Here is a 21,498-nt window from a genome sequence, read left to right as displayed (position 1 = left end):
TCACTTCTCACCTCCCGGAGGCGAGTGGGTAGTCCGAGTCGATTGTTCGCCCGACGAACCGGTTCGAGTCCACGGTTCCTCGCCAGAGAGCATCGCGGCGCGAACGATTGCGTGAGCGGCAGTCGGGCCAGTCACGAGGACGAACAACGCGAGAACACCCACTTTGAGGGCCGCCTGTCCATCGTCGAGGGCGAGTGCTGCAGCGGCGAGTCCAAGGAGCGCACCCAGTGTCTCGGCCTTCGATGCGGCGTGTGCTCGGGCGAACACGTCGGGGAGTCGGACGAACCCGACGAGTGTGACGAGAGAGAACGTGATGCTCCCTGCGACGAATGCGAGGATGAACATCTCGAAGGGCGTCATCGCACCTCACCGCCGTCGAGGGAGAGTCGTGCGAGGCCCAGCGAGAGGAGGAAGTTCAGCAGGCCGTAAACGAGTGCGACGTCGAGGAAGCCGACTTCTCCGAGGGCGACACCGAGGAGTGCGATGATGACGACGACACTCGTCCCGATGACGTTCACGGCGACGACGCGGTCAGCAGTCGTCGGGCCGAGGACGACACGCCAGAGGAGGGCGATGACGACCAGTCCGAGGGCTGCTGCGCCGACGAGCAACCCGTTCGCGAGGAGTGGTGAGGTCATCGGAGTCGCTCCTCTCCTCCGTGAGTAGATGCGTCGAAGGCGGCCTGTTCCGACTCGACACTGCTGTGGCCGACGACGAATTCGACAGCGCGTGCGAGTTCGCCAGCGAGGAGTTCGTCGCGAGTCGCGGGAGTGAGCGTGTGGACGACGAGTTCGTCACCGTCGACGTCGAGTGTGAGGGTCCCCGGCGTCAGGGTGATACTGTTCGCGAGGAGGGCCGTCGCGAGTTGGCCTCGTGGGGCAGGAATCCTGACGACAGCAGGGTCGATTGGGAGGCGAGGGTCGAGGAGGACTGCTGCGAGTGAGAGGTTCGCGCGCACGACGGCGAACAGCAAGTACGGGAGGAACACGAGTGCGCGGACGAGGATTCCGAGCGTTCTCAGTGTCGGCGTGTGTTCGAAGACGACGCGCCCCAGAACGATGGCGACGACGACGGCACTGACGGCACCGGTCACGACGTCGAACCAGTCGGTTGGGTCGCCGAGGAAGACGTAAAAAGCGAATGCGACGAGTGCAGTCGCTATTCGCGAACCGAGGGCTACGGACCCCAACTCACTGGCCGTCTTGGGCTCGAAGAGTGAGGTCACGGTCTGTTCACACCTCTGCAACCTTCGACCGGACTCCGGACGAACACACTCATTTTAATCACACTATGGTACATTCCCAACAGTATATTACCATATCGGTAAAAAATAGCACTAGTTTATGCTCTTCCGGGAACAGGGTGGTGTATGGAAACGGAAACCGTTCGGCTACTCGGTGTCACAAGAAGCAATCTGCCCGGTCCGAGGGAGTGACCTCATGGAGCGCACCCAACCCAAAGACGAGCGCCTGTGGATACTCGCGTTTGGGCTCACCCTCGTGATGATGCCCGCGGTGACCCTCGTACTCGCGTTCGCAGTCTTGAGTGCGACACAGAGTGCCATCGTCGACCAACTCACGCCGGTCGAACTGGTGGAGTTGTACGTCGTCGAACTCGTGGCGTTCGCACTGTTCGGTTACATTCTGTACCGGATCGCGCAGTACGCGTGGGCCAGACAAGACTCGATAGAGGCGGACGAGGTTCCTGCCGAGTCGGAGACGTCCACGAACGTCGAAACGCCAACCCGGGAGGGGAGTGGATGAGCGCTCCACAGTCACAGTCGTTGAATGGCGCCGACGTCAGTTCTCGCTCTGACCGCGCACGGAGTGGTGCGCCCGCCGCGGGCGAAGCAGTCGGTGACCGCTTCTCGACGGACGAAATCTTCCAGCGCGTCGTCGCGACGGCGGACGAAGAAGTGGATTCGGAGTCGCTGAAACTCTACCTGAGCGGCCTCGCTGCCGGGTTCGCGATTACGCTCACCTTCTTCCTATACGCGACGGGGAGAGCGGCGTTCCCGAACGACGCGACTGGACTCCTCGCACCCCTCCTCTACCCGCTCGGATTCGTCTACATCATCATGGGACGATACCAACTGTACACCGAGAACACGCTGACACCGGTGACGCTCGTACTCACTCGCGTGGCGAGCATTCCGTCGTTGCTCCGCGTCTGGGCGAGCGTGCTCGCCGGAAACCTCACGGGTGCCCTCGTCGGGACGTTCGTCCTCGCTTCGACTGGCGTGTTCTCACCCGCCGCTGCCGACGCAGCGGTCGGAATCGGTATCCAGGGCATCGAGACGCCGTGGTGGGACCTCGTGTTCAAAGCGATGTTCGCCGGGTGGCTGGTCGCTTCCCTCGTCTGGCTCGAACACGCAGTCCGAGACTCCATCTCGCGCGTGGTCCTCGTGTTCCTGGTCATCTACTCGATTCCCGCAACCGGGCTCTACCACATCGTCGTGAGTTCCGCAGACGTGTTCTACCTCGTGTTCACGGGGAACGTCGCGCTGGCGACGGGACTGTGGGAGTTCGTCATTCCGGTGTTGCTCGGGAATACGATTGGTGGTGTCTTCCTCGTCACACTCCTCAACTACGGACAGACGGAGAACCGATTCCCGGAGGGCGAAGGCCCACGAGAGCGACTCTCCTTGTCAGACTGGTTGTTCAAGCAGCGCGTGAGCAAGCCAAAGACAGAGTGACGAGAGTGCCGACGGTGACGGTGCTGTTCACCGCGCGCTCTTCGTGACTGAACATCCTCCATCCGAGGACACCGTATATTTGCTCACAGGCCTACTGTACCGACAAGCGAGGAGACAGGAGATGGAAGCGGACCTGATTCGGGAGTTTACGGGACTCGTCGTCGAGAGTCTCTACGTCACGCAGGATTTCGGGACGGCGACTGTCGCGTGTCGCCACTGTGCCGATACCACGCTCGTGTCGGGTGACCGTGTGACTGTCGCACTGTCGTGTTACGAGGATTTCAGTTGGGAGATAGAGGGCGTCTACTGCGAACCGCACGGAATCGACTCTGTCGAGGCGGTGATGGACGTTCGTGCCGAACGGCAAGCTGTCGTCAGCGCGGTGTTGGAAGCGTCGGGGTACTACCCACCACGCGGTGACTTCCAACCGGACGCGCTGACGCTCGGTGAGGTGACCCTTCTCGATTTTAGCCCGACCGAAGCGGGCTACTAACCGACGTCGAGCCGTCACGTATCATCCGGGAAGAGAACTCGTTGGGGGACGACCCCAGCGATTACGAACTCTGTTCCATGTTGCGCTGGATTTGGTCCATCACCTCACCGTGTTCGTGTTGCGGGCTGAACAGAACGAAGTTCGTGTCTTCGTCGGCCCGGACAGTATGGCCCGGTGGCCAGTAGAACAGGTCTCCGGTTTCGTCGGCTTCGTTGCTTCCATCGGTGTATGTGACGGTCAGCGCCCCGCTCACCACGTATCCCCAGTGGGGAGCCTGACAGAGGTCATCTTTCAACCCCTCGAGAAGTGGTGTGATGTCGGTTCCCTGTGCGAGCGTGAAGTACTCTGCTCCGAGTGTCCCGTAGCCAGTCGTGTCCCCGAAATCCGGTTGTTGGCGGGCGACGGCGACTGGGCTATCGATTCTGGTTGGAACGGCGTCTTTTGCGACTTTCATGGTGTTTATTCGAAGAATCCTCGAGAACGGCGTATTGGGTCGCTCAGAACGGTACCAAGGTGGACGTCTCCTCGGAGACTTAACAGTACAGACGCTGGGACAGGGGTTAAGTATATGTATTATTTATTATATATTATATCTTGTATTAATATCGTTGTTTTTAGCTTCTAAACTCCATGCTGTGAGGTTCTGGTTACTCCTATCCATACGAAAAGCCGATTCGTCGACCAATTCCTGTGGCCGACTCGCGCCCTGTGTTCAACACGGCCTCAACGAACGGTCAAAAACAGAGTGTTCCAACAGAACCGAGATTCCGGATTAGCGTTGTGTTTGGCGAATGAACTCGCCGAGCTTTGCTTCGATGAGGGTTGCAACCCGTTCGCTGTATCGCCAGAGCGCCGCATTGAGTCGCTCTTCAGTCTCGTCGTCGAGTTCGTCCCACCCGCGAAGGACAGAGTCCTTGGTTATCTGTGGGTGATAGACACAGACGACACCGAGGGAGATGTCCGAACTCGATGTTCCAGCCGTATGGATTCCGTATTGGTCAGTTCCCCAGACACCATCGCCGCCCGCTCGCTCCAACTCGGAGTCGAGCGCGTCGAGCAGACGGAGTTCCGCTTCGCTGATGGTTGGTTGGTCGCCTTCGAATAGTTCGGCGTATGCCTCTCTCCGGGCATCTCTCGTCCATTGGTCTAACTGAGATCGCGCACGTAGTACGAGTTGGCGCTCGTCTGGGAACTCTGCCATAGCTTATACAAAAGACGGCCAAGCCAATCAACGTTCGTGCGGTAGCTCAGGCCGACGGGTATGCTGGCGGTGATATGACGACAGGGACAGATTCGACCGTTTAGTCACTCCCAGCACGACCAGTGGTATTCACCCGTGACACGGGTCTTCGAGAGGGATGACAGGAGAAATGGCTCCTCAGCGGGCGTGTGGAATGCCCTGTTCACAACCCTCTTCTTGTGAATATTGCCCTCCACGTTATGGACGTGGCCGTTCAACACTAGGCAATGGCAACAATTGTCTACCAAGGTGTGGATGACACCGTCTCCGAAGATATCGACGACGAACAACTGAACTACCGAGAGGACCACTGGCAAATTCATCACGGTGACGACGAGTACACGTACATCCCGAGAGAGCGTGTCTATTCGGTCCAGATGAACGACCCGCACCTCATCAAGGACCAGTAAACACACGGTGAAGTGAATGTTCTGGAGACTACTTTCACAGCCGAGTTAGAACAGTCGTGTCACGCTCGGAGACCCCAGAAGAACGCAATTCCGAGGACAGTGACCACTGACAACAACAACTGCAACGGCGCTCCGACCCGGATGAAGTCCGAGAACTTGTACCCGCCGGGCCCGTACACGAAGAGATTCGTCTGGTATCCCACAGGGGTCATGAACGCCGTCGAGGCGGCGAACGTTACGGCGAGAACGAACGCGAACGCGTTCGCACCGATAGACTGGGCCGCGCTGGCCGCGACAGGAATCATCAAGACGACGCTCGCGTTGTTGCTGATGACGCTCGTCAGCAGACCGGTTGCGAGGTAGAATACCCAGAGAACACCGATTACTGGCAAGAACGCCGCTGTCGAAGCGACGAGGTTTCCGAGGAGTGCCGCCGCACCTGTCTGCTGGAGGGCGATGCCGAGGGGGATGACGCCAGCGAGCAGGAAGATGACGTTCCACTCGACGGACGAGTAGAGTTCGGTCGGCTTGAGGACGCCAGTGAAGACCATCGCGACGACCCCTGCTAACGCAGAGACGACAATCGGCAGAATGTTCAGTGCCGGGAGTGCGACGACGCCAGCGATGATTCCAATCGCGAAGGGAATCTTGTCGCTCCGATAGGTCACCTCGTCGAACTCGTGGGCGACGATGAAGTCCTCGTTCTCGACGAGGCGGGCGAGACTGTCCGGCGGCGCCTGCACGAGGAGCGTGTCACCGGTCCGAATACGGATGTTCTCGAACCGGTCCCGGACGACGTCACCGCGGGTTCTGAAAGCGAGGACGTTCGCGTCGTAGCGCTGTCGGAAGGTCGAACTCGACAGGGTTTCGCCGACGAGGAACGACCCCGACGGAATGACGACTTCGACGAGGACCGGTTCTTCCTCGTCGGGATTCAGGTCATCTTCGGTCCGAGGACCGCCCGACAATGTGAGCCCTTCCGCATCCATGATGCGTTCGAGTGTCTCCCGGTTCGTCCTGAGTCGGAGTGTGTCACTCTCGTGGATTTCCTTGCGAGCGAGCGGTTCTGAAAAGCGCTCCCCGTATCGGATCAACTGTAATACGTCGATGTCGAGTTCGTCGTCTCCCAGTGCCTCCTCGACGGTCTGCCCGACCAACGACGAGTTCGCCGGCACGACGACGTCCGCGAGGTATTCCTGGAGAGCGTACTCCTCGACGAGGTCTTCGTCGGCGGGGATGCGTTCGGGTAGCAGTCGAACGCCGATCGTCATCAGATAGAGTGACCCAACCGCGAACACGATGAGACCGAGTTTGGTGAACTCGAACATGCCGAACGCTTGGAGGCCGAGTTCGGGGGACTCCGCGCCGAGTTGGGCAGCGATATCGCTCGCGAGGATGTTCGTCGACGTCCCGATGAGCGTCAACGTGCCCCCGAGCATCGAGGCGAACGACAACGGCATCAGCAACTTCGACGGTGATGTCTTCCCGTTGTGTGCGAGGTCGTTGATCACCGGGACCAGAATAGCGACGACCGGCGTGTTATTGACGAGTCCCGAGATGGGGCCGGTGATGCCGATGGTCGCCGCGAGTTGCTTGTGTCGGTCGTCTCCCGCGAACGCGGCCATCTTCCGACCGAGCAGTTGGACGATGCCGGTTCGGTTGATTCCGGTACTCAGGATGAGCATGGCGAGGACGGTTATCGTGGCTGGATTCGCAAACCCCGAGATTCCCTCTCGAGCCGATATCTGCGTCCACGGCTGGAGTACGATCAAAAGCACCATCACCAGAATCGCGGTGACGTCGATGGGATACCACTCGGTGGCGAACAACACGAGTGCGAGCAGAATAATCGCAAAAACGACGAGCATCTCGGCCGTTACAGAGGAGGTGCCGAGACCCTGGACTGCCAACGAAACGATAGAGAAGACCACACCAGATAGAGACGCTGACGCGGGAAAAGGACTGGTATGTACACCAGCGAGTTGGGGAGGGCGACACTTCGTGAACTCCCTTGGGACGGCGTCTCGAGACATCCAACTCGTTCTATTCGCCTCGTTCGTCTGTAGAAACGGGCTGTTCGCTCAGATACCGGCCAGCCTGCGAACGCTTATCGGCTTGTCGCTCTCTATCCTAGGGGATGGGATTTTTCAGACGCGTCGGACGGCAGGTCGAACAGTTCAAGCAGACGGCTACCGAAACCACTACGCAGCGGTCAAACTACCGGTGTGAAGCGTGTGACGCACGCTTCGATACCCGGCACGAACACTGTCCGGAGTGTGGGGAGGGGCCCCTCGTTTCGATAGACTCTGAGGAGTGAACCCCAGAGCTCCAGTCGGCCCGAATGAAGACGATGTCGTAGAATTACCTCCTCGTTCGAACACTCCAACTCACTACAGACTGTATCTATCGAACGCGTGTTAGCGGTCGCCGCTGTGAGATGACCTACGGGACTAGGTCAGTTCTGGGAGATCAGTAAACGAACCGCTTTTTGTCCCGCTCTGGGGGCGTTTCGATTCCATTCCGGACTGGTATTCAGACTTCACTCGTCGTCCGATTCCTGAATCTCCTGCGCCTCTCGAATCACGAGTCGTTCGATTCGAGTATCGTCGACAGCTTCGACCTGAAGCACGTACCCGTCTTCGTCGATCTGATCGCCCACTTCAGGAACTCTGCCGAGGCGACTGAAGACCAATCCACCGATGGTCTCGACGTCGTCGCTCTCGAATCGAGAGTCGAGTTGCTCGTTCAGGTCCTGAATGGAGACGCCTCCGTCGACAACGTACGACCCGTCGTCTCGCTTCTGGATCGATGGCTCCTGAGTACCCGTATCGAATTCGTCCTGAATATCGCCTACGATCTCTTCGAGGATATCCTCGATGGTCACGATGCCTTCGAAGACACCCCACTCGTCGACGACGACGGCCATCTGGCCTTTCCCACGTGTCTGAAAGTCGGCGAGAATCGCGTCGATTCGACGCGTCTCCGGGACCGTGAGGACCGCTCGTGCGAGTTCACGCGCTGTGACCGTGCTGTCCTGCTCCGTCTCGGTTTCGCTCGCTCGCAGGATGTCCTTGGCGTGGACGAATCCGAGCGGTTGATTCCCCTCCTTGTCGAGCACGAGGTACCGCGTGTAGGTCCCGTTTGCGACGACCGACCGGAGTTCCGAGAGCGGCATCGAGGCAGTCACGGTTTCCACGTCTGGACGCGGAATCATGATTTCCCGGGCGACCGTGTCCCCGAGTTCGAAGACGCTCTCGATCATCTCGACCTCGTCGAGGTCGATGTGTCCCGTCTCCTCCGAGCGTGTGAGAATCATCCGAATCTCCCCTTCGGTGTGGGTTTCCTCGCTCTCGGACGCTGGGGAGACACCAGCGAGGCGGGTGAAGTAGTTGGCCGTGCCGTTGAAGACGATGATGCCGGGCACGAACACGTAGTAGAAGAACTTCATGAGTGGGGCGACGAGGAACGCGATACGTGGGGCCTCCTGAATAGCGAACGTCTTCGGGGCGAGTTCGCCGAACACCACGTGGAGGAACGTGATGAAGCCGAACCCGAGGACGAATGCAACGAGATGAACGAGTCCCTCAGGGAGCAACTGGCCCAAGACCGGTTCGATGAGCGCTGCTACAGCGGGTTCACCGATCCAACCCAGGCCGAGTGACGAGAGCGTAATCCCGAGTTGACTGACGGCCAAATAGTCGTCCAGATTCTGGATGATGCCCTGTACGAGGGGCGCACCCGGCTTGCCCTGTTCGACGAGTGCGTTCACCTGCGTGGGACGGACTTTGACGAAGGCGAACTCCGCAGCGACGAAGACCCCGTTCATGATGACGAGGAAAAAGGCGAGGAGCAGTCCGCCGAGAGAAATCAGATCTACCATACTCTATTTCGGACACGGAGGCACTTGTAGGGGGGAGATATCGGATTGGTCTTCTACGGTCAGAAACCCTTCTCACTGTCACGTCAGAGTCACGCAACCCGGGGATGAAGTAATGTACGTGGCCATCGCTATGTCACACGATGGCACTCGATAACGTCGAGACGCTCGAATGCACGCTCTGTGGGGCGACGTACGACCCAGAACAGGTCATCTACACCTGTCCGAACCACGAGGGAGTCGCCGGCATCTTGGAGGTAAAATACGATTACGACGTCGTCGACGACCAGTTCGACGAACCTCTCGACGGAAACATCCCGAATCAGTGGAAGTACCGGGCCTTCCTACCGGTCGATACGGATGCGACGCCAGTGACGCTCGACGAAGGCGGGACACCACTCCTCGACGCACCTCGCCTCAGCGACGCACTCGACGTGACCGTTCGAATCAAGAACGACGGCCAGAACCCGACTGGCTGTTTCAAAGACCGGGCGACGAGTATCGCCGTCACGAAAGCCCGTCACGCTGGCCGGGACGTCGTCACGTGTGCATCGACAGGGAACGCCGCCGCCTCACTCGCGGGTTACGCGGCACGGGGTGGACTCGACTGTCGTATCTTCGTGCCAGCGGCCGCGCCAGATGGAAAACTCGTCCAGCCTCGCGTCTACGGTGCGGACGTCCTCGCTGTCGAGGGGAGTTACGACGAGGCCTACGACCTGAGCCTCGACGTGACCGACTCCTACGGGTGGTACAACCGAAACGCCGCCATCAACCCGTTCCAGATAGAGGGCAAGCGAACTGTTGGCCACGAACTCGCCGAACAAACGCAGGACGAGATACCCGATTGGATTGTCTTCTCGATGGGTGATGGCTGTACCATCGCGGGGTGTTGGAAGGGGTTCAGAGAGTTCGCCGAACTGGGATACGTCGACGACACGCCGAAGATGCTCGGCGTCCAACCGACGGGCGCGAGCGCAATCCACGACACGTTCCACGAGTACGACGACATCGACACCGTCGCGGACACACTTGCCGACGCCGTCGCCGTCGGCCGTCCACGGAACACGCTGAAAGCCTGCCGCGCGCTCGAAGAGAGTGGTGGGACCGCACTCACCGTCACCGACGAGGAGATTCTCCACGCCGAAACCCTCCTCGGGCGGACCGAAGGCGTCTACGCCGAACCGGCGGGTGCCGCACCCATCGCGGGCATCCGCGAAGCACGCGAACGCGGAATCATCGCTGCAGACGAATCTGTCGTCGCCGTCGTCACCGGCATCGGGTTGAAGGACACGGCAGGCGCGAAACGTGCAGTCGGCCCGGTGACCGAGATTGCACCGTCGCTGGACGACGTGGAAGCAACGTACGGGCCTGCGCCAGACCCGTCCCCTGACACGAGGCCGACGCGATGAGTTCGACACCTGATTCGTCGGCGACGTACCCGACGGAGTTGGTCGAACTCGCGGCCACGTTGGTCCGCCTCGACTCAGAGAATCCACCGGGGAACGAGGGCCCCTGTGCAGAGTACGTCTACGACTGGTTCGAACACCACGACATCGACGCGACGTTGGTCGAGGAACCGGACCCCGACCGACCGCAAGTCGGGGCGAGAGTGGGAACCGGGGACCCGACGCTCGTGTTGAACGGCCACCTCGACGTTGTTCCGGCTGGCGACCACGACGAGTGGAGCCACGACCCGTACGCGGGCGTCGTCGAGGATGGGCGACTGTACGGCCGGGGAAGCGTCGACATGAAAACCGGTGTCGCAATCGCCATGCTCACCGCCCTGCGACTCCGCGAAGAGCTAGACTCGGGCGCTCTCGACGGTTCCATCGTCGTCCACGCCGCGATGGGAGAAGAGACGGCCGACCCGGGGACGAAGTCGCTCCTCGAAGCGGGGTTCGACGGCGATTACGGTGTCGTCCTCGAACCGACCGAACTCCGCGTCGCGACGAGTGAGAAAGGCATGGCGTGGTACGAACTCAGTTGGCCCGGAGAGCCAGCACACGCGAGTCGACCCGACGAGGGCCACAATCCCATACCCGAGTTACAACCGATACTCACCGCGCTCGCGGAGTACGACGCGCGCCTCCGAGAACGAACCGACCCCCTGTGCGGACAGGCCTACGCCACAGTCACGCAGGTCAGTGCGGGGATGGGCGGGAACAAAGCTGTGCTCGCAGAAGAGGCAACGCTCACGCTCGACCGACGTATTCTCCCCGACGAGTCGATAGACGCCGTGGATGCGGAAGTCGAGAATATCGTGGCGAGCCTCCGAGACGACCACGGCATCGACGCCCACTGGGAGCGTCACGAGACGTATTCGTCGGCGTCGATACCGGTCGACCACCCACTTGCGGACGTCTTCCGAGAGCACTCGAAGGCGGTTGCCGACGCCCGAACCGAACCGTGGGGAATCAAAGCGTCGACCGACGTCCGCGATTTCATCAACAGTGCAGGTATCCCCGCTATCACGTGGGGGCCCGGAAGTCTGGCACAAGCCCACACCATCGACGAGTACATCGAGGTTGCCGCCGCCGAGGACGGATTGGCCATCCTCGAACGAGCGACGAGAACGCTTCTTTCTGGGTCTACTGACGCCGACTGAATCCCTCGATGGGCGTGCTGTCGAACTCCGTGTACCATCGAATCCGGTCTGTCGGGGGCACACTTATTCAAATCTGGCCGCTACGCTCTACGATGGCAGACGAGTACAGGTCCTTCGTGGGAGATACCCACCCGGGAGCCGACGAAACATTATTCGAGGCGATTGTGCGGAACCCCGTCGTCCAGACACTCGTTTTGATGGTCGTCGTCTCGCTTGCAACGTGGGCCTCTGCGCTCGCAGGCTTCGGACGCAACCTGTTCGTCCTCACCGCGCCAGTCGTCGCTCACCCCTGGACGCTCGTCACGAGTGTCTACGCACACGTCGGCCCGGGACACCTCCTCGGTAATGCAGTCGTGCTCGTCGTAGCGGGTGGGTTAGTGGCGATGTCGACGTCGTCGCTCCGGTTCCACCTCTACTTCGTCGTGACCGGTGCGACTGCTGGGGTAGTTCAGGTCCTCGCACTGTCGCTGTTTGGCCTGCCCATCGGCGTCCTCGGTGCCAGCGGCGCCGTGTTCGCACTCGTCGGTTACGTGTTGACCTCGAACATCCTCTCGAAGGTCATCTTCGACCGTCTGAGTGTCCCGTGGTGGGCCGTCGTGCTTGCACTCGTTGGAATCGCGCTCGTGCTCACGATGCAATACAGCGCGCCCGGGAGTGCGCTCGTCGCCCACTTTACCGGCGCAACGCTTGGGTTGGTCGCTGGGCGATACAGGCTGTTACACGTGTGACGACCACCCGGACACGGGTCGGTTTGAGCAGTCAGCGCTCGATTCGACGCTCTCGCTACAGAGTCCGTGCGAACTATCTCAGTGTGGAGAACGCTCTTTCGGTACCAGTCGGTGTGAGAACTGCGAACAGATAGCACTTTCATGAATCTGGCTCTCCCAATGTAGACTATGGAGTATGTGACCGCCGCGGGCGTGGACGTACCGGTACTCGGCTTTGGGACGTGGCCGATGAAGGGAGACACCTGTCGAACCGCCGTCCAACAGGCACTGAAGACCGGTTATCGGCACATCGACACGGCGCAGATGTACGACAACGAGGGCGCCGTCGGACAGGCGATAGCCGACTCCGAGGTGCCGAGAGACGAGGTATTTCTGGTGACGAAGGTTCAACGGCAGAACCTGGCGCACGACGACGTGCTTCGGACAGTCGAGGAGAGTGCACAGCGACTGGGAACCGACATCGACCTGTTGTTGATTCACGCACCTAGCCGAAGTGTGCCAATCGAAGAGTCGGTCAGCGCGATGAACGAACTCCAGGACCAGGGCACTGTCGAGCATATCGGTGTCAGTAACTTCTCTGTCGAACAGATGCAGCGGGCGATGACTGCGTCCGAGACGCCGATTCTGACGAATCAGGTGGAGTATCACCCGTTCGAGAGCCAGTCCGAGGTACTCGAATTCTGTATCGAGAACGACATCGTTCTGACTGCGTACAGTCCACTAGACCGGGGACGAGTCGTCGGGAACGAAGTCCTCGAAGAAATCGGCGAAGAACACGGAAAGACCGCCTCGCAGGTCGCCCTCCGCTGGTTGATTCAACAAGAGATGGTCGCAGCGATTCCCAAGGCGTCGAGCCAGACCCACATCGAAGCGAACTTCGACGTCTTCGACTTCGAACTCGACGGCGACGAGATGGAACGAATCTTCGACCTACAGGGTGGACTGCTCTCTCGACTTCGGTCACTGCTCGGGCTCTGAATGCGACGTTACGCAATCGTATCGAGGCGGCCGTGGCATAGCACTAATAGACTCCGTTGGAATCCTCAGTTACTGATAAGTCGACGAGGGCGTGCTGAGTAGAGAGCGCAAGTCGGTCAGTCTGAACTTCGGCATTGTTTACTCCCGCTGGCGGAGAAAATGCCAATCCCATCAGTCGAGTACTCGACGAGAACACTGAAGCAAGTGTCATTCTCGTACGTAACTGATTCCTGTTCTCCTGTATCGACTACCTCGACCGATACCACTTGTTTGCCTTCCTCTTTCGGCAGGCCGTCCATGATAACAGGGATTCGCTCTTTTGTGGCAGGTGGTACCTCGTGTGTCTGTTCATATGTGACAGAATCGTCTGTTTCAATCCTCAGTCTGAAACGACGAGTCGTTGAATCCTTGTTGATGAATTGTACTTTCTCGATGCGAGCTGATTCTTGAGTCTGTTGGTCGGTTGGTTCCTGAATCGCCGCACACCCAGCAAGTGGAGTTGTGATGGTGAAGCCACCGAGAGCCAGAACCATTCGTCGCCGAGAAATAGAGGGATGTCTCATTGGCCTACGATGGCTTCAGGTAATTATAGGGTTGTTGATGAGTTGCTAGTGCTGAATACACCCTCTGTCTGTGTCATGCCACTACTGACAGCGTTCGGTGAGGTCTCTGTGGGCCGTGCTGAATAGAGAGCGCGAGTCGGTCAGAGAACTTGCCTTGGTCTATCACTACATACAGCGTGCATCGTCAACACCGAACCCATGTGTTGTAGGAGCGAACGAAGTAGAAAAACCAGTCACTCTGCGAGGTTTTAATGCGATTTAATCCAGACTGACACTAATGAGCCAAGTGAGTCTCCAACGACATTTTTCGGACCGAGGATGGTGGAAGATACTCTTCTTGATACCCTTACTGTTGCTTCTCCATCAAGCCCTTTTCCTGCTGAACAATTTCGTCGTATTCGATTATAGCATCGGTCTATCTGGATACATCATAACTCTCCAAGAGTGGCTAATCATCGCAAACATCGCTGTTTCCTTTTATTCACCAGTTGTCATCTATCACGACCGCAAATTCCTCGCAGAACATACAGACTGGACGCCAAACACCCTGTACCTCATTTCGTTCATCCCACTTGTGAATGTGCTAACTGTAAGTGCGTATCTCGTTCAACGTCGCCAGGCTATCAAGCAAATAAGCACGTGAAACGAACAGCAATCGCGTGATGAACTCACCCTCTGTCTGTGTCATGTCACTACTGACAGCGTTCGGTGAGGTCTCTGTGGGACGTGCTGAATAAAGAGCGCGTATCTAGCACAGAATTATCTCCAGATTCGACTTAGGTTGGATTGCTCAGTACACTGTCTGAACTCAGTGCCGGTGCAAATTATTAGACAGACATAGGATACAATACATGATAATAAAGTGAAAATTCATATACTTATATACTTATGAAGCGTTAGAGGATTGTGAATAAAGGTATTATATCTCAAAACAATCTCTCGCGTCGAACCGTACTGCGGAGGGGTGCTATCCTCTCGACTGCCCTCGGACTGGGCCTGTTGACGACGACGGGGCAGGCCGCAGCGATGAACAAAGCGGAACTGATCGAGCAGATGGCGAGTGAAGCCGGACTGAGCAAGTCGGACGTGAAGCAGGCGCTCGACACGTTCACCGACGCGACGGCGAAAGCCTTAGAGAAGGGCGACAACGCCGTACTGGTCGGATTCGGGTCGTTCAGTATCTCGAAGCGCTCCGCCCGGACGGGTCGAAATCCGAGTTCCCGAAACGGGCCTGTAGACGACTCACCGGTTTCGTTCGACGCCTGTCCGGAGTTCGCGGCCGCCCTCGATCTCAACCCCGGCAAGGGTGACGAGGCCAGCGCCAAGTGCCGAGACGCCGACGTGGTAATCGACGCGGAGTACATCGCGAGTGAAACGGGACGCAACTCGCACGAGGGGTTATCGGAGGACGACGCGAAGCGGGCGCTCGAAGCGTTCATCAACGCGACGACGAAGGCCCTGAAGAAAGGTGATCGGCTGTCGTTGGGTGGGGAAGAAGACGAAAATGAAGGGTTCGGCACGTTCAGCATCTCGAAGCGGTCTGCCCGGACCGGACGAAACCCTCAGACCGGAAAAGAGATTCAGATCGCGGCGAAGAACGTGGTCAAGTTCAAGGCGGGTGCCGAACTCTCGAAGGCCGTCAACTGAAAAATCGAGCGGCGTGTTAACCCTGAGACCGGTCTACACTCTAGGACTCCCCCCGCGTGAGTATCGGGATGCTCCTCTGAACTGGCAGAATCTTCCATAGTCAATTCGAAGGTACATCCTGTCGGCTGATTCAATCATTAGCCTGAGAAAATAACGCAGGTCCTGTACTGACTACAGCCTCTGTCTGTGTCACGCCATTCGTGACAGCGGTTGGTGAGGTTTCTGTGGTTGTCCAAGACAGTGTCGCTCAGGTATTGTGGTTTTTTCCGAACGAGATATTAGTAGGTGTATGGCTCAAAAAAATTTAGCTCGGGGATTCAAAATATACCTTCTGTCTCTATTGGTCGCACTGGTTTTAGGCATGCTCGCACTCGCTGTTGTTGGAGGAAACGGTGAGCCCGGAACCGCCTCAAGAGGTATTGTTGTGTTGGTGTTTTTCGCGACGCTCACTGGTTCGATGATTGTATACGATAAATACGGACACTGATTTGACTTGATTGAGTGAAACGAACATCGATGGCTTGCTGAACTCTCCCTCGATATCTGTCATGCACTTCCTGTCGTTGGCTGAGAGTTTCAACAGAGCCTACTAGTAGTAACAACTACTGTCTGTGTAACAGACAGGCACACACCATTGGCTTCGAAACAGTTCACGCGTTTCGCGACGATTGCTGCGGCCATCCTAACCATGGCTCTCGTCGCGGTTGTCCCCACGACTGACTCACTCACCGTGTCCGGGCAGTACGCTGTCGCGACGATGGTATTTGCGGCGATTCTCTGGATTACCGGCGCGCTTCCACTCCCGCTTACTGCTCTTCTCATCCCGATTTTTCTGACGATTTTCGGCGTCTATCCAGACTTTGGCGATGCAGTCGCCGGCTTTGCTGACCCGGTCATCTTCCTCCTACTCGCGGGATTCATGCTCGCAGAGGCGTTCCAGGCACACGGCATCGACCGACGGATTGCCTATTCTATACTCATTCGGTTCGGAACGTCGGCTCGCGGACTCGTCCTCGGCGTCATGGTCGCGACGGCACTCCTCTCGATGCTCATCTCGAACACGGCGACGGTTGCGATGATGGTCCCAATCGTCCTCGGAATCGTCGAGAGCGTCACCGACCTGACGAAGTTGGACGAAGACGGTCCCTCTCCGAACGCTTCGAACCTCCAGATTGGGATGCTGCTCGGCGTCGCCTACGCAGCGAGTCTGGGTGGGGTTGGAACGTTGATTGGGACCCCACCGAACGCCATCGTCGTCGGACAAGTGAGTGAGCTCATCGGCTACGAGATAACGTTCGTCGACTGGCTTGCAATCGGCCTCCCGATGGTTATCGTCACGCTCCCAGTCGCGTGGGTGCTCCTGACGTACGTCGTGTATCCGCCCGAGGAGTACGACGTGAGCCATGCACGAGAACGCGCGGGGGACGAACTTCGGTCGATGGGGCCCCTCTCGTCGCGGGCCCGTCGCACCGTCGAAATATTCGCTGGCACGGCATTCCTCTGGCTCCTCGGCGGATTCGACTTCCTGTTCGCGGACGTCCTTCCGCGTGCGTGGTACGTCACGCTCTTCGGTGGCACAGGGACCAACGTCTTCGGAACGACAGGTCACGAGGGTATCCTGTTTTACGTCCTCGTCGGGGTGCTCGCGATTCCGACGTTGGTCGTCAGCGGGGCGACGACGTGGGACGACCTGCTCGATATCGACTGGGGGACGCTGTTGCTTCTGGGTGGTGGCATCTCGTTGGCGAACGCGTTGGCCGACACGAATGCCACTGCGTGGCTGGCCGAGGTGACCCTCGGGTCACTGGAGGGGACGTCGATTATCGTGGTGCTTCTCGCGGTGGTCACCATGACCGTCGTCGTCGGTGAACTGGCGTCGAACACCGCGATGGCCGCCATTCTCGCGCCACTGCTACTCAACATCGGACCGGCGTACGCCGATGCGCTCGGTACGTCGCCAGAACTCGCGTCGGTGCTGTTAGCGGTGACCGGCGCCATCGCCGCCAGCTATGGATTCGCGTTACCGGTCGCGACACCGCCGAACGCCATCGTCTTCGGGACGGGGTACGTCGAACGCGAGCATATGCTCCGTGCTGGCGCGTTGCTCGACGGCGTCGTTATCCTCCTCACGACGGGCGTCACATACCTCCTCATACGGTTTCTCTGGCCAGTCGTCCTCGGTTGAGAAACTCACTAGGTGTCGGACGGATCCATCTGTATAGCCGTGTTTGGCTCGCTAGACACTTCCGCTTCTCCGTGAGGCCACTTCCACGAGAACCAGACAATTAGTCCCAGAAGGACGGCTTCTACGATGGCACCGAAATACAGATACATCCACGACTCACCGAGCGTATTCCCTACCGAAACGACGATGTACACGGAGGCGACGAGTATGTTCGTCCACCGATTCACCCTCGCCGGTAACACTACGGAGAGAACCACCATGAGGATTGGGACAGTCATCAACACGAGAGAACCCATAATCCAGAGTGGAGAAATTTCGAACTGCCAGACTCTTCCAGCGAGGATGCCTTCGACGGTGCCCGGTCTGTAGAAGCTAAGGATATCTACATATACGTAGAGAAAAAGCACGGATATCCACAACGCAGCGAGCTTCAGTTTCACGTCTATCCAGGTGTCCTCCAGTCGTTGACTCACGTTACTACTCGCACCCATACCCAATGTAATCTCGCTATCAGCAAATACCCAGACGGTGATTCTCTCCTCAGGAGAAGCGCCGTCGGAAATGAACTGGGAATCCTGTCCACGACTCGCACCCCGTAATCAGCACTGCCGAACCAACTTGTCTGCAACTGGGAGTCCACCAGGAGGTGGAGTACTCATTCAGAGACGCGAACAACCTGCTTTCCGATGTTGTCGCCAGCGAAGAGTCCGAGGAACGCATCCGGTGCGTTCTCTAAGCCCTCTACGACCGTCTCACGGTGTTGTAGCTCGCCAGCGGCAACCCACTTCCCGAGTTGCTCGGTTCCGTCCTCGAATCGCGTCGCGTAGTCGCTCACGAGAAGCCCTTGGACTCGTGCACGCGGTGCGATGAGCAACGGCAGTTTTCGCGGCCCCATCGGGACGTCCTCGTCGTTGTAGTGGGCGATTTGGCCGCAGACTGCGACGCGTGCGTCGAGGTTGAGCTTCGTGAACACCGCGTCCGTAATCGGTCCGCCGACGTTGTCGAAGTAGACGTCGACACCTTCCGGTACGACGTCGTCCAGTTCCGCTCGGTAGTCGTCGGTGGTTTTGTAATTGATTGCGGCGTCGAATCCGAGTTCGTCGGTCAGCCACGTGGTCTTTTCGTCGGAACCGGCGAAGCCAACGACCCGACAGCCGTTCAGTTTCGCGATTTGACCGACCACTGACCCGACTGCGCCTGCCGCACCGGAGACGACGACTGTGTCACCGGGCTGTGGTTCGCCGACTTCGAGCAACCCGAAGTACGCTGTCCGCCCCGGCATTCCGAGCACACCGAGATACGCTTCGGGGTCTGCAATTCCCGGGTCCACAGGCGCGACGTCGTCTGCATCGAGGATGCTGTACTCTGCCCACGTTCCGTTTCCGGTGACGAGGTCACCTGCCTCGAACTGGTCGCTCTCGCTTTCGACAACCTCTCCAACGATTCCGCCGCGAAGCACATCATCCACCTCCCACGGCTCTGCATACGATTCTGCGTCTCGCATTCGGCCGCGCATGTACGGGTCCACAGAGAGGTATTTGATGCGAACGAGGAGTTCACCGACGTTTGGTTCCGGCACGTCGCTCTCTCGAAGTTCGAAACAATCTGGGTCTGGCTCTCCGTCCGGTCGCTTGGCCAAATGCCACGCGCGGTTGGAATCTCGCATACCCTGACTCTGTTCGGTTCGCAGAAAGGACTTCGGAACCCGGGTGGTGTTTCTGCCGACTCTGCCCAGTTAGTGCCATCGAGCGTCACCCGGGAACCAGATAGCGGAGCGCGATAGCAGACGAGCGAGTATCTCGATGACTGCTTCTGTTCGTGCTCCCTGCCCGGTATCGAGGCCGTATCAAGGACCGAACGCTGCGATGTCGGCGCCGACTGTCGCCAGCGCGTCGGCGGGGTTCGGGTCGCTGTCTGCCAGATGTGTGTACCGGTGGTTCGGGATGGCCGAGAGTGCTGCTGCGATAGCCTCGCTGTACGTCCCGACGCCCGGTTCTGTCGGGTCGGTACCCTTCCAGACGTCGCGGATGACCGTCATCGAATCGATACGTACCTCGAGACTGTGTGGGTCGTAGCGTACCAGCAGTTCTGAGAGTCCGAGTTGAAGCGCGACGTACTCCGCGGTGTTGTTTCCCGTTCGGGACCCGACTGGACGGCCGAGGCGGGCGAGTTCGGTTTCCTCGGAATTCATGATGACTGCGCCCGCACCCGCGGGCCCAGGATTGCCACGTGAACTTCCGTCGACGTAGAGGATGAACGAATCATCTGTTTGGTCGGGAGGTTGCGGCCGAACGAGGTCCGATGTGGTGAGGTCTTCGAGCGCTCGACGCAACTCTGTTGGGGTCGTTGCAGGGTCGAATAGACCGCCGTATCCGGGGACAGCGTCGTCGATGGCCTCGGTGGCCGCGGTCATCTCGTATCCGACGGCTGCGAGTACCTCGTCGACGAGTGTCGCGAGCGGTGAGAGGTGTTCGGCTGGGAGGGGTTCGTTAGTCACGGACCCTTCCTCTCCGTCCACTGATGTGAGAGGCCACGCTCTCGCCCACGGTTGGCCTCGTTCCCCAGTCGTACCGTTGCATACTGGTCTTCGGTGGTCGAGCAGCATAACCGCTTCAAATCCGAATACGCTGGGTTAGCACTCGTACTACTCCTCGGTGAGGTGGCCATGCCGTTCCTGAGCAACCAACTCTGTTAGGTCTGCTGTGGTCAGTGGCTCGATATCCACACGGTTTCCTGCAGCAGTGTAGAAGATACTTACAGACACGTCTCGGTCCGAGAACCACTCACGAAGGACGTGATAGTACACGCTGAGCTGTTTTCGGTAGTCTGCGTCCGGTCAGACTTGTGGTGAGGGAACTGTCTCGGTAGCGGCGGTCCGCCACGACCTGGTGGGTTCCCACCCGAGGAGGTCACTCGCCTTCGTCGTGTCGTACGCGGCAACATCGCCCTCGACAGAACTGGTCTCCGGGACTCGCCCGTAGTATTCGGTCATCAACTCACGGAGTGGGCGGCCGAGTGCGTTGTCTAGGGCGACACAGTTGAACGCCTCGTGTCCAGTCACGTCGCTCGTCAGTGCAGCCTCGACCATGTCGGCGACGTCGCGGACGTCGACGTACGACCAGTAGTTACCTGCGCCTGCTGCGAGGTCTGAGGTGTACTCCTCGTCTCGACACGGGTACTCACCCGGGAGTTGAATCCACGAGGGGCGGAGCGACACCACTGGGACGTCGTCGCGTCTCGCAATCGTCTTTCCAATCTCCTCGGTCACGATTTTCGAGAGACCGTAGTCGTCCTCCGGGCGAAGCGCGTGGTCTTCGGTGATTGGGAGTTCGTCCGGGACTGGCGTCTCGTCGGCGAAGAAGAACCCGTACGCTCCGTCTGAAGACGCCTGGACGACCTGCGCACCGATACGGCCCGCAGCAGTCAGGACGCTGTGCGCTGCGAGCGTGTTGTTCCGATAGGTGTCTACGCCTGACTGGATTCTGGCGGCGGGAATCGCGGCCCAGTGGACGACAGCATCCGGGTCGAGGTCGGTGAGTACGTCGAACACACTCCCCTGGTCCGTGAGGTCAACCGCTCGATACTCGACTTCGGGGTGTCCGTCTGCTCCGGGGTGCTCTCTATCGAGGCACGTGACGGAGTGGTCTTCGGTGAGTCGGTCGACGACCCACCGTCCAGTCTGACCGCGTCCTCCCGTAACGACGACGTCCATGGTTGGTCGTACTCGACAGGAGTGATAACCCCGACGAATTCGGGCGGTGTGAGAGGGAGTACACCCGTGAAATCTCCCGCAACAACGTGTGTTTGGCAGTCGAAGTAGTGGGGATTGTCGGATAATAGTCGAGTTCAACACGTGTCGGCCGCCGACTATTCAACCTGAACTTCGACTCGAAAGCAGTCCCGAGATGGGTAAACGGGAACGTCGACAGCAGAATTGGGGTCAGCGATGTGAGTGGGATTGTCGGGCGTCGACGATGGCTCAACCGGTAAATTTGGAAAACGTAAAAAACCGATACACCCTACCAACGAGAGGGTTTTACCGGGTTTTAACGATATATTTGGGCGTGAGGTTCCTGT

At 58.8% G+C, this 21,498-nt stretch carries 23 protein-coding genes and 2 pseudogenes; 12 read left to right on the top strand and 13 right to left on the bottom strand.

What is annotated here, in order from left to right; all coding sequences use genetic code 11:
• From mnhG to ACK3R5_RS17185, 3 genes are read right to left on the bottom strand one after another with little or no spacing between them, the layout of a single operon-like run.
• Positions 1-360, bottom strand: coding sequence for a monovalent cation/H(+) antiporter subunit G (gene mnhG / locus ACK3R5_RS17195; protein ID WP_411968721.1), 360 nt, complete (start codon positions 358-360; stop codon positions 1-3).
• On the bottom strand, positions 357-638 hold the full coding sequence (locus tag ACK3R5_RS17190) for a monovalent cation/H+ antiporter complex subunit F (protein WP_411968720.1): 282 nt from the start codon (positions 636-638) through the stop codon (positions 357-359). The genes mnhG and ACK3R5_RS17190 overlap by 4 nt, the downstream gene beginning before the upstream one ends.
• Positions 635-1,225 (bottom strand): Na+/H+ antiporter subunit E, encoded by a 591-nt coding sequence (locus tag ACK3R5_RS17185; protein ID WP_411968719.1) that lies wholly within the window; start codon positions 1,223-1,225, stop codon positions 635-637. The genes ACK3R5_RS17190 and ACK3R5_RS17185 overlap by 4 nt, the downstream gene beginning before the upstream one ends.
• Before the next feature lie 118 nt (positions 1,226-1,343).
• On the opposite strand from ACK3R5_RS17185, the gene ACK3R5_RS17180 reads away from it, so the two are divergent.
• From ACK3R5_RS17180 to ACK3R5_RS17170, 3 genes are all read left to right on the top strand, one after another.
• Positions 1,344-1,763, top strand: coding sequence for a hypothetical protein (locus ACK3R5_RS17180; protein WP_411968718.1), 420 nt, complete (start codon positions 1,344-1,346; stop codon positions 1,761-1,763).
• On the top strand, positions 1,760-2,695 hold the full coding sequence (locus ACK3R5_RS17175) for a formate/nitrite transporter family protein (RefSeq protein ID WP_411966145.1): 936 nt from the start codon (positions 1,760-1,762) through the stop codon (positions 2,693-2,695). The genes ACK3R5_RS17180 and ACK3R5_RS17175 overlap by 4 nt, the downstream gene beginning before the upstream one ends.
• Positions 2,696-2,816: 121 nt before the next feature.
• Positions 2,817-3,188 carry a hypothetical protein gene (locus ACK3R5_RS17170; RefSeq protein ID WP_411968717.1) on the top strand — a complete coding sequence of 124 codons (372 nt, stop codon included), beginning with the start codon at positions 2,817-2,819 and terminating at the stop codon, positions 3,186-3,188.
• A gap of 61 nt (positions 3,189-3,249) precedes the next feature.
• Here the strand turns inward: ACK3R5_RS17170 and ACK3R5_RS17165 are convergent, their stop codons facing one another.
• Both ACK3R5_RS17165 and ACK3R5_RS17160 read right to left on the bottom strand, forming a co-directional pair.
• Positions 3,250-3,642 (bottom strand): cupin domain-containing protein, encoded by a 393-nt coding sequence (locus ACK3R5_RS17165; protein WP_411966147.1) that lies wholly within the window; start codon positions 3,640-3,642, stop codon positions 3,250-3,252.
• A 318-nt stretch (positions 3,643-3,960) separates the two neighbouring features.
• Positions 3,961-4,389 (bottom strand): hypothetical protein, encoded by a 429-nt coding sequence (locus tag ACK3R5_RS17160; RefSeq protein WP_411968716.1) that lies wholly within the window; start codon positions 4,387-4,389, stop codon positions 3,961-3,963.
• A 266-nt stretch (positions 4,390-4,655) separates the two neighbouring features.
• On the opposite strand from ACK3R5_RS17160, the gene ACK3R5_RS17155 reads away from it, so the two are divergent.
• Positions 4,656-4,838: a hypothetical protein gene (locus ACK3R5_RS17155; RefSeq protein ID WP_411966149.1), complete on the top strand. Its 183-nt coding sequence runs from the start codon at positions 4,656-4,658 to the stop codon at positions 4,836-4,838.
• A gap of 59 nt (positions 4,839-4,897) precedes the next feature.
• On the opposite strand, the gene ACK3R5_RS17150 is transcribed toward ACK3R5_RS17155, so the two are convergent.
• Positions 4,898-6,706 carry an SLC13 family permease gene (locus tag ACK3R5_RS17150; protein WP_411968965.1) on the bottom strand — a complete coding sequence of 603 codons (1,809 nt, stop codon included), beginning with the start codon at positions 6,704-6,706 and terminating at the stop codon, positions 4,898-4,900.
• A gap of 671 nt (positions 6,707-7,377) precedes the next feature.
• Positions 7,378-8,718: a hemolysin family protein gene (locus ACK3R5_RS17145; RefSeq protein ID WP_411968715.1), complete on the bottom strand. Its 1,341-nt coding sequence runs from the start codon at positions 8,716-8,718 to the stop codon at positions 7,378-7,380.
• Between the two features lie 140 nt (positions 8,719-8,858).
• Between ACK3R5_RS17145 and thrC the strand changes: the two genes are divergently transcribed.
• From thrC to ACK3R5_RS17125, 4 genes are all read left to right on the top strand, one after another.
• The gene (gene thrC, locus ACK3R5_RS17140; protein ID WP_411968714.1) at positions 8,859-10,124 is read left to right on the top strand and encodes a threonine synthase; all 1,266 of its coding nucleotides are present in this window, start codon (positions 8,859-8,861) and stop codon (positions 10,122-10,124) included.
• Positions 10,121-11,320, top strand: a complete 1,200-nt coding sequence (locus tag ACK3R5_RS17135; protein ID WP_411968713.1) for a M20 family metallopeptidase — start codon at positions 10,121-10,123, stop codon at positions 11,318-11,320. Before thrC ends, ACK3R5_RS17135 begins: the two co-directional genes overlap by 4 nt.
• 92 nt (positions 11,321-11,412) lie before the next feature.
• A complete protein-coding gene (locus ACK3R5_RS17130; protein ID WP_411968712.1) occupies positions 11,413-12,048 on the top strand; it encodes a rhomboid family intramembrane serine protease in 636 nt (211 codons plus the stop codon).
• A gap of 168 nt (positions 12,049-12,216) precedes the next feature.
• The gene (locus tag ACK3R5_RS17125) at positions 12,217-13,026 is read left to right on the top strand and encodes an aldo/keto reductase (RefSeq protein WP_411968711.1); all 810 of its coding nucleotides are present in this window, start codon (positions 12,217-12,219) and stop codon (positions 13,024-13,026) included.
• Between the two features lie 116 nt (positions 13,027-13,142).
• On the opposite strand, the gene ACK3R5_RS17120 is transcribed toward ACK3R5_RS17125, so the two are convergent.
• The gene (locus tag ACK3R5_RS17120; RefSeq protein ID WP_411968710.1) at positions 13,143-13,559 is read right to left on the bottom strand and encodes a FixG Ig-like domain-containing protein; all 417 of its coding nucleotides are present in this window, start codon (positions 13,557-13,559) and stop codon (positions 13,143-13,145) included.
• Between the two features lie 1,056 nt (positions 13,560-14,615).
• Between ACK3R5_RS17120 and ACK3R5_RS17115 the strand changes: the two are divergent.
• The 4 genes and pseudogenes from ACK3R5_RS17115 to ACK3R5_RS17100 form a co-directional block, all read left to right on the top strand.
• Positions 14,616-14,798 (top strand): annotated as a pseudogene (locus ACK3R5_RS17115) (HU family DNA-binding protein); the annotation flags it as partial.
• 153 nt (positions 14,799-14,951) lie between these two features.
• Positions 14,952-15,236, top strand: a complete 285-nt coding sequence (locus ACK3R5_RS17110; RefSeq protein ID WP_411966187.1) for an HU family DNA-binding protein — start codon at positions 14,952-14,954, stop codon at positions 15,234-15,236.
• Positions 15,237-15,525: 289 nt separating this feature from the next.
• A complete protein-coding gene (locus ACK3R5_RS17105; protein WP_411968709.1) occupies positions 15,526-15,723 on the top strand; it encodes a hypothetical protein in 198 nt (65 codons plus the stop codon).
• 147 nt (positions 15,724-15,870) lie between these two features.
• Positions 15,871-17,421 carry an SLC13 family permease gene (locus ACK3R5_RS17100; RefSeq protein WP_411968708.1) on the top strand — a complete coding sequence of 517 codons (1,551 nt, stop codon included), beginning with the start codon at positions 15,871-15,873 and terminating at the stop codon, positions 17,419-17,421.
• Positions 17,422-17,429: 8 nt separating this feature from the next.
• On the opposite strand, the gene ACK3R5_RS17095 is transcribed toward ACK3R5_RS17100, so the two are convergent.
• The 5 genes and pseudogenes from ACK3R5_RS17095 to ACK3R5_RS17075 all read right to left on the bottom strand — a co-directional run bounded on the left by ACK3R5_RS17095 (position 17,430) and on the right by ACK3R5_RS17075 (position 21,133).
• Positions 17,430-17,894: a DUF6326 family protein gene (locus ACK3R5_RS17095; protein WP_411968707.1), complete on the bottom strand. Its 465-nt coding sequence runs from the start codon at positions 17,892-17,894 to the stop codon at positions 17,430-17,432.
• 182 nt (positions 17,895-18,076) lie between these two features.
• On the bottom strand, positions 18,077-19,087 hold the full coding sequence (locus tag ACK3R5_RS17090) for an NADP-dependent oxidoreductase (protein ID WP_411968706.1): 1,011 nt from the start codon (positions 19,085-19,087) through the stop codon (positions 18,077-18,079).
• Positions 19,088-19,267: 180 nt separating this feature from the next.
• Positions 19,268-19,918: a ribonuclease HI family protein gene (locus ACK3R5_RS17085; protein ID WP_411968705.1), complete on the bottom strand. Its 651-nt coding sequence runs from the start codon at positions 19,916-19,918 to the stop codon at positions 19,268-19,270.
• 147 nt (positions 19,919-20,065) lie between these two features.
• Positions 20,066-20,248 (bottom strand): annotated as a pseudogene (locus tag ACK3R5_RS17080) (hypothetical protein); the annotation flags it as partial.
• A 9-nt stretch (positions 20,249-20,257) separates the two neighbouring features.
• On the bottom strand, positions 20,258-21,133 hold the full coding sequence (locus ACK3R5_RS17075; RefSeq protein WP_411968704.1) for an NAD-dependent epimerase/dehydratase family protein: 876 nt from the start codon (positions 21,131-21,133) through the stop codon (positions 20,258-20,260).
• Positions 21,134-21,498: the final 365 nt, after the last annotated feature.

This window comes from Haloferax sp. YSSS75 (assembly GCF_046764215.1).
In the GTDB taxonomy this organism is placed as follows: domain Archaea; phylum Halobacteriota; class Halobacteria; order Halobacteriales; family Haloferacaceae; genus Haloferax.
Note: the sequence above shows the minus strand (reverse complement) of the source record. Positions and strands in the feature narration are given on the sequence as shown.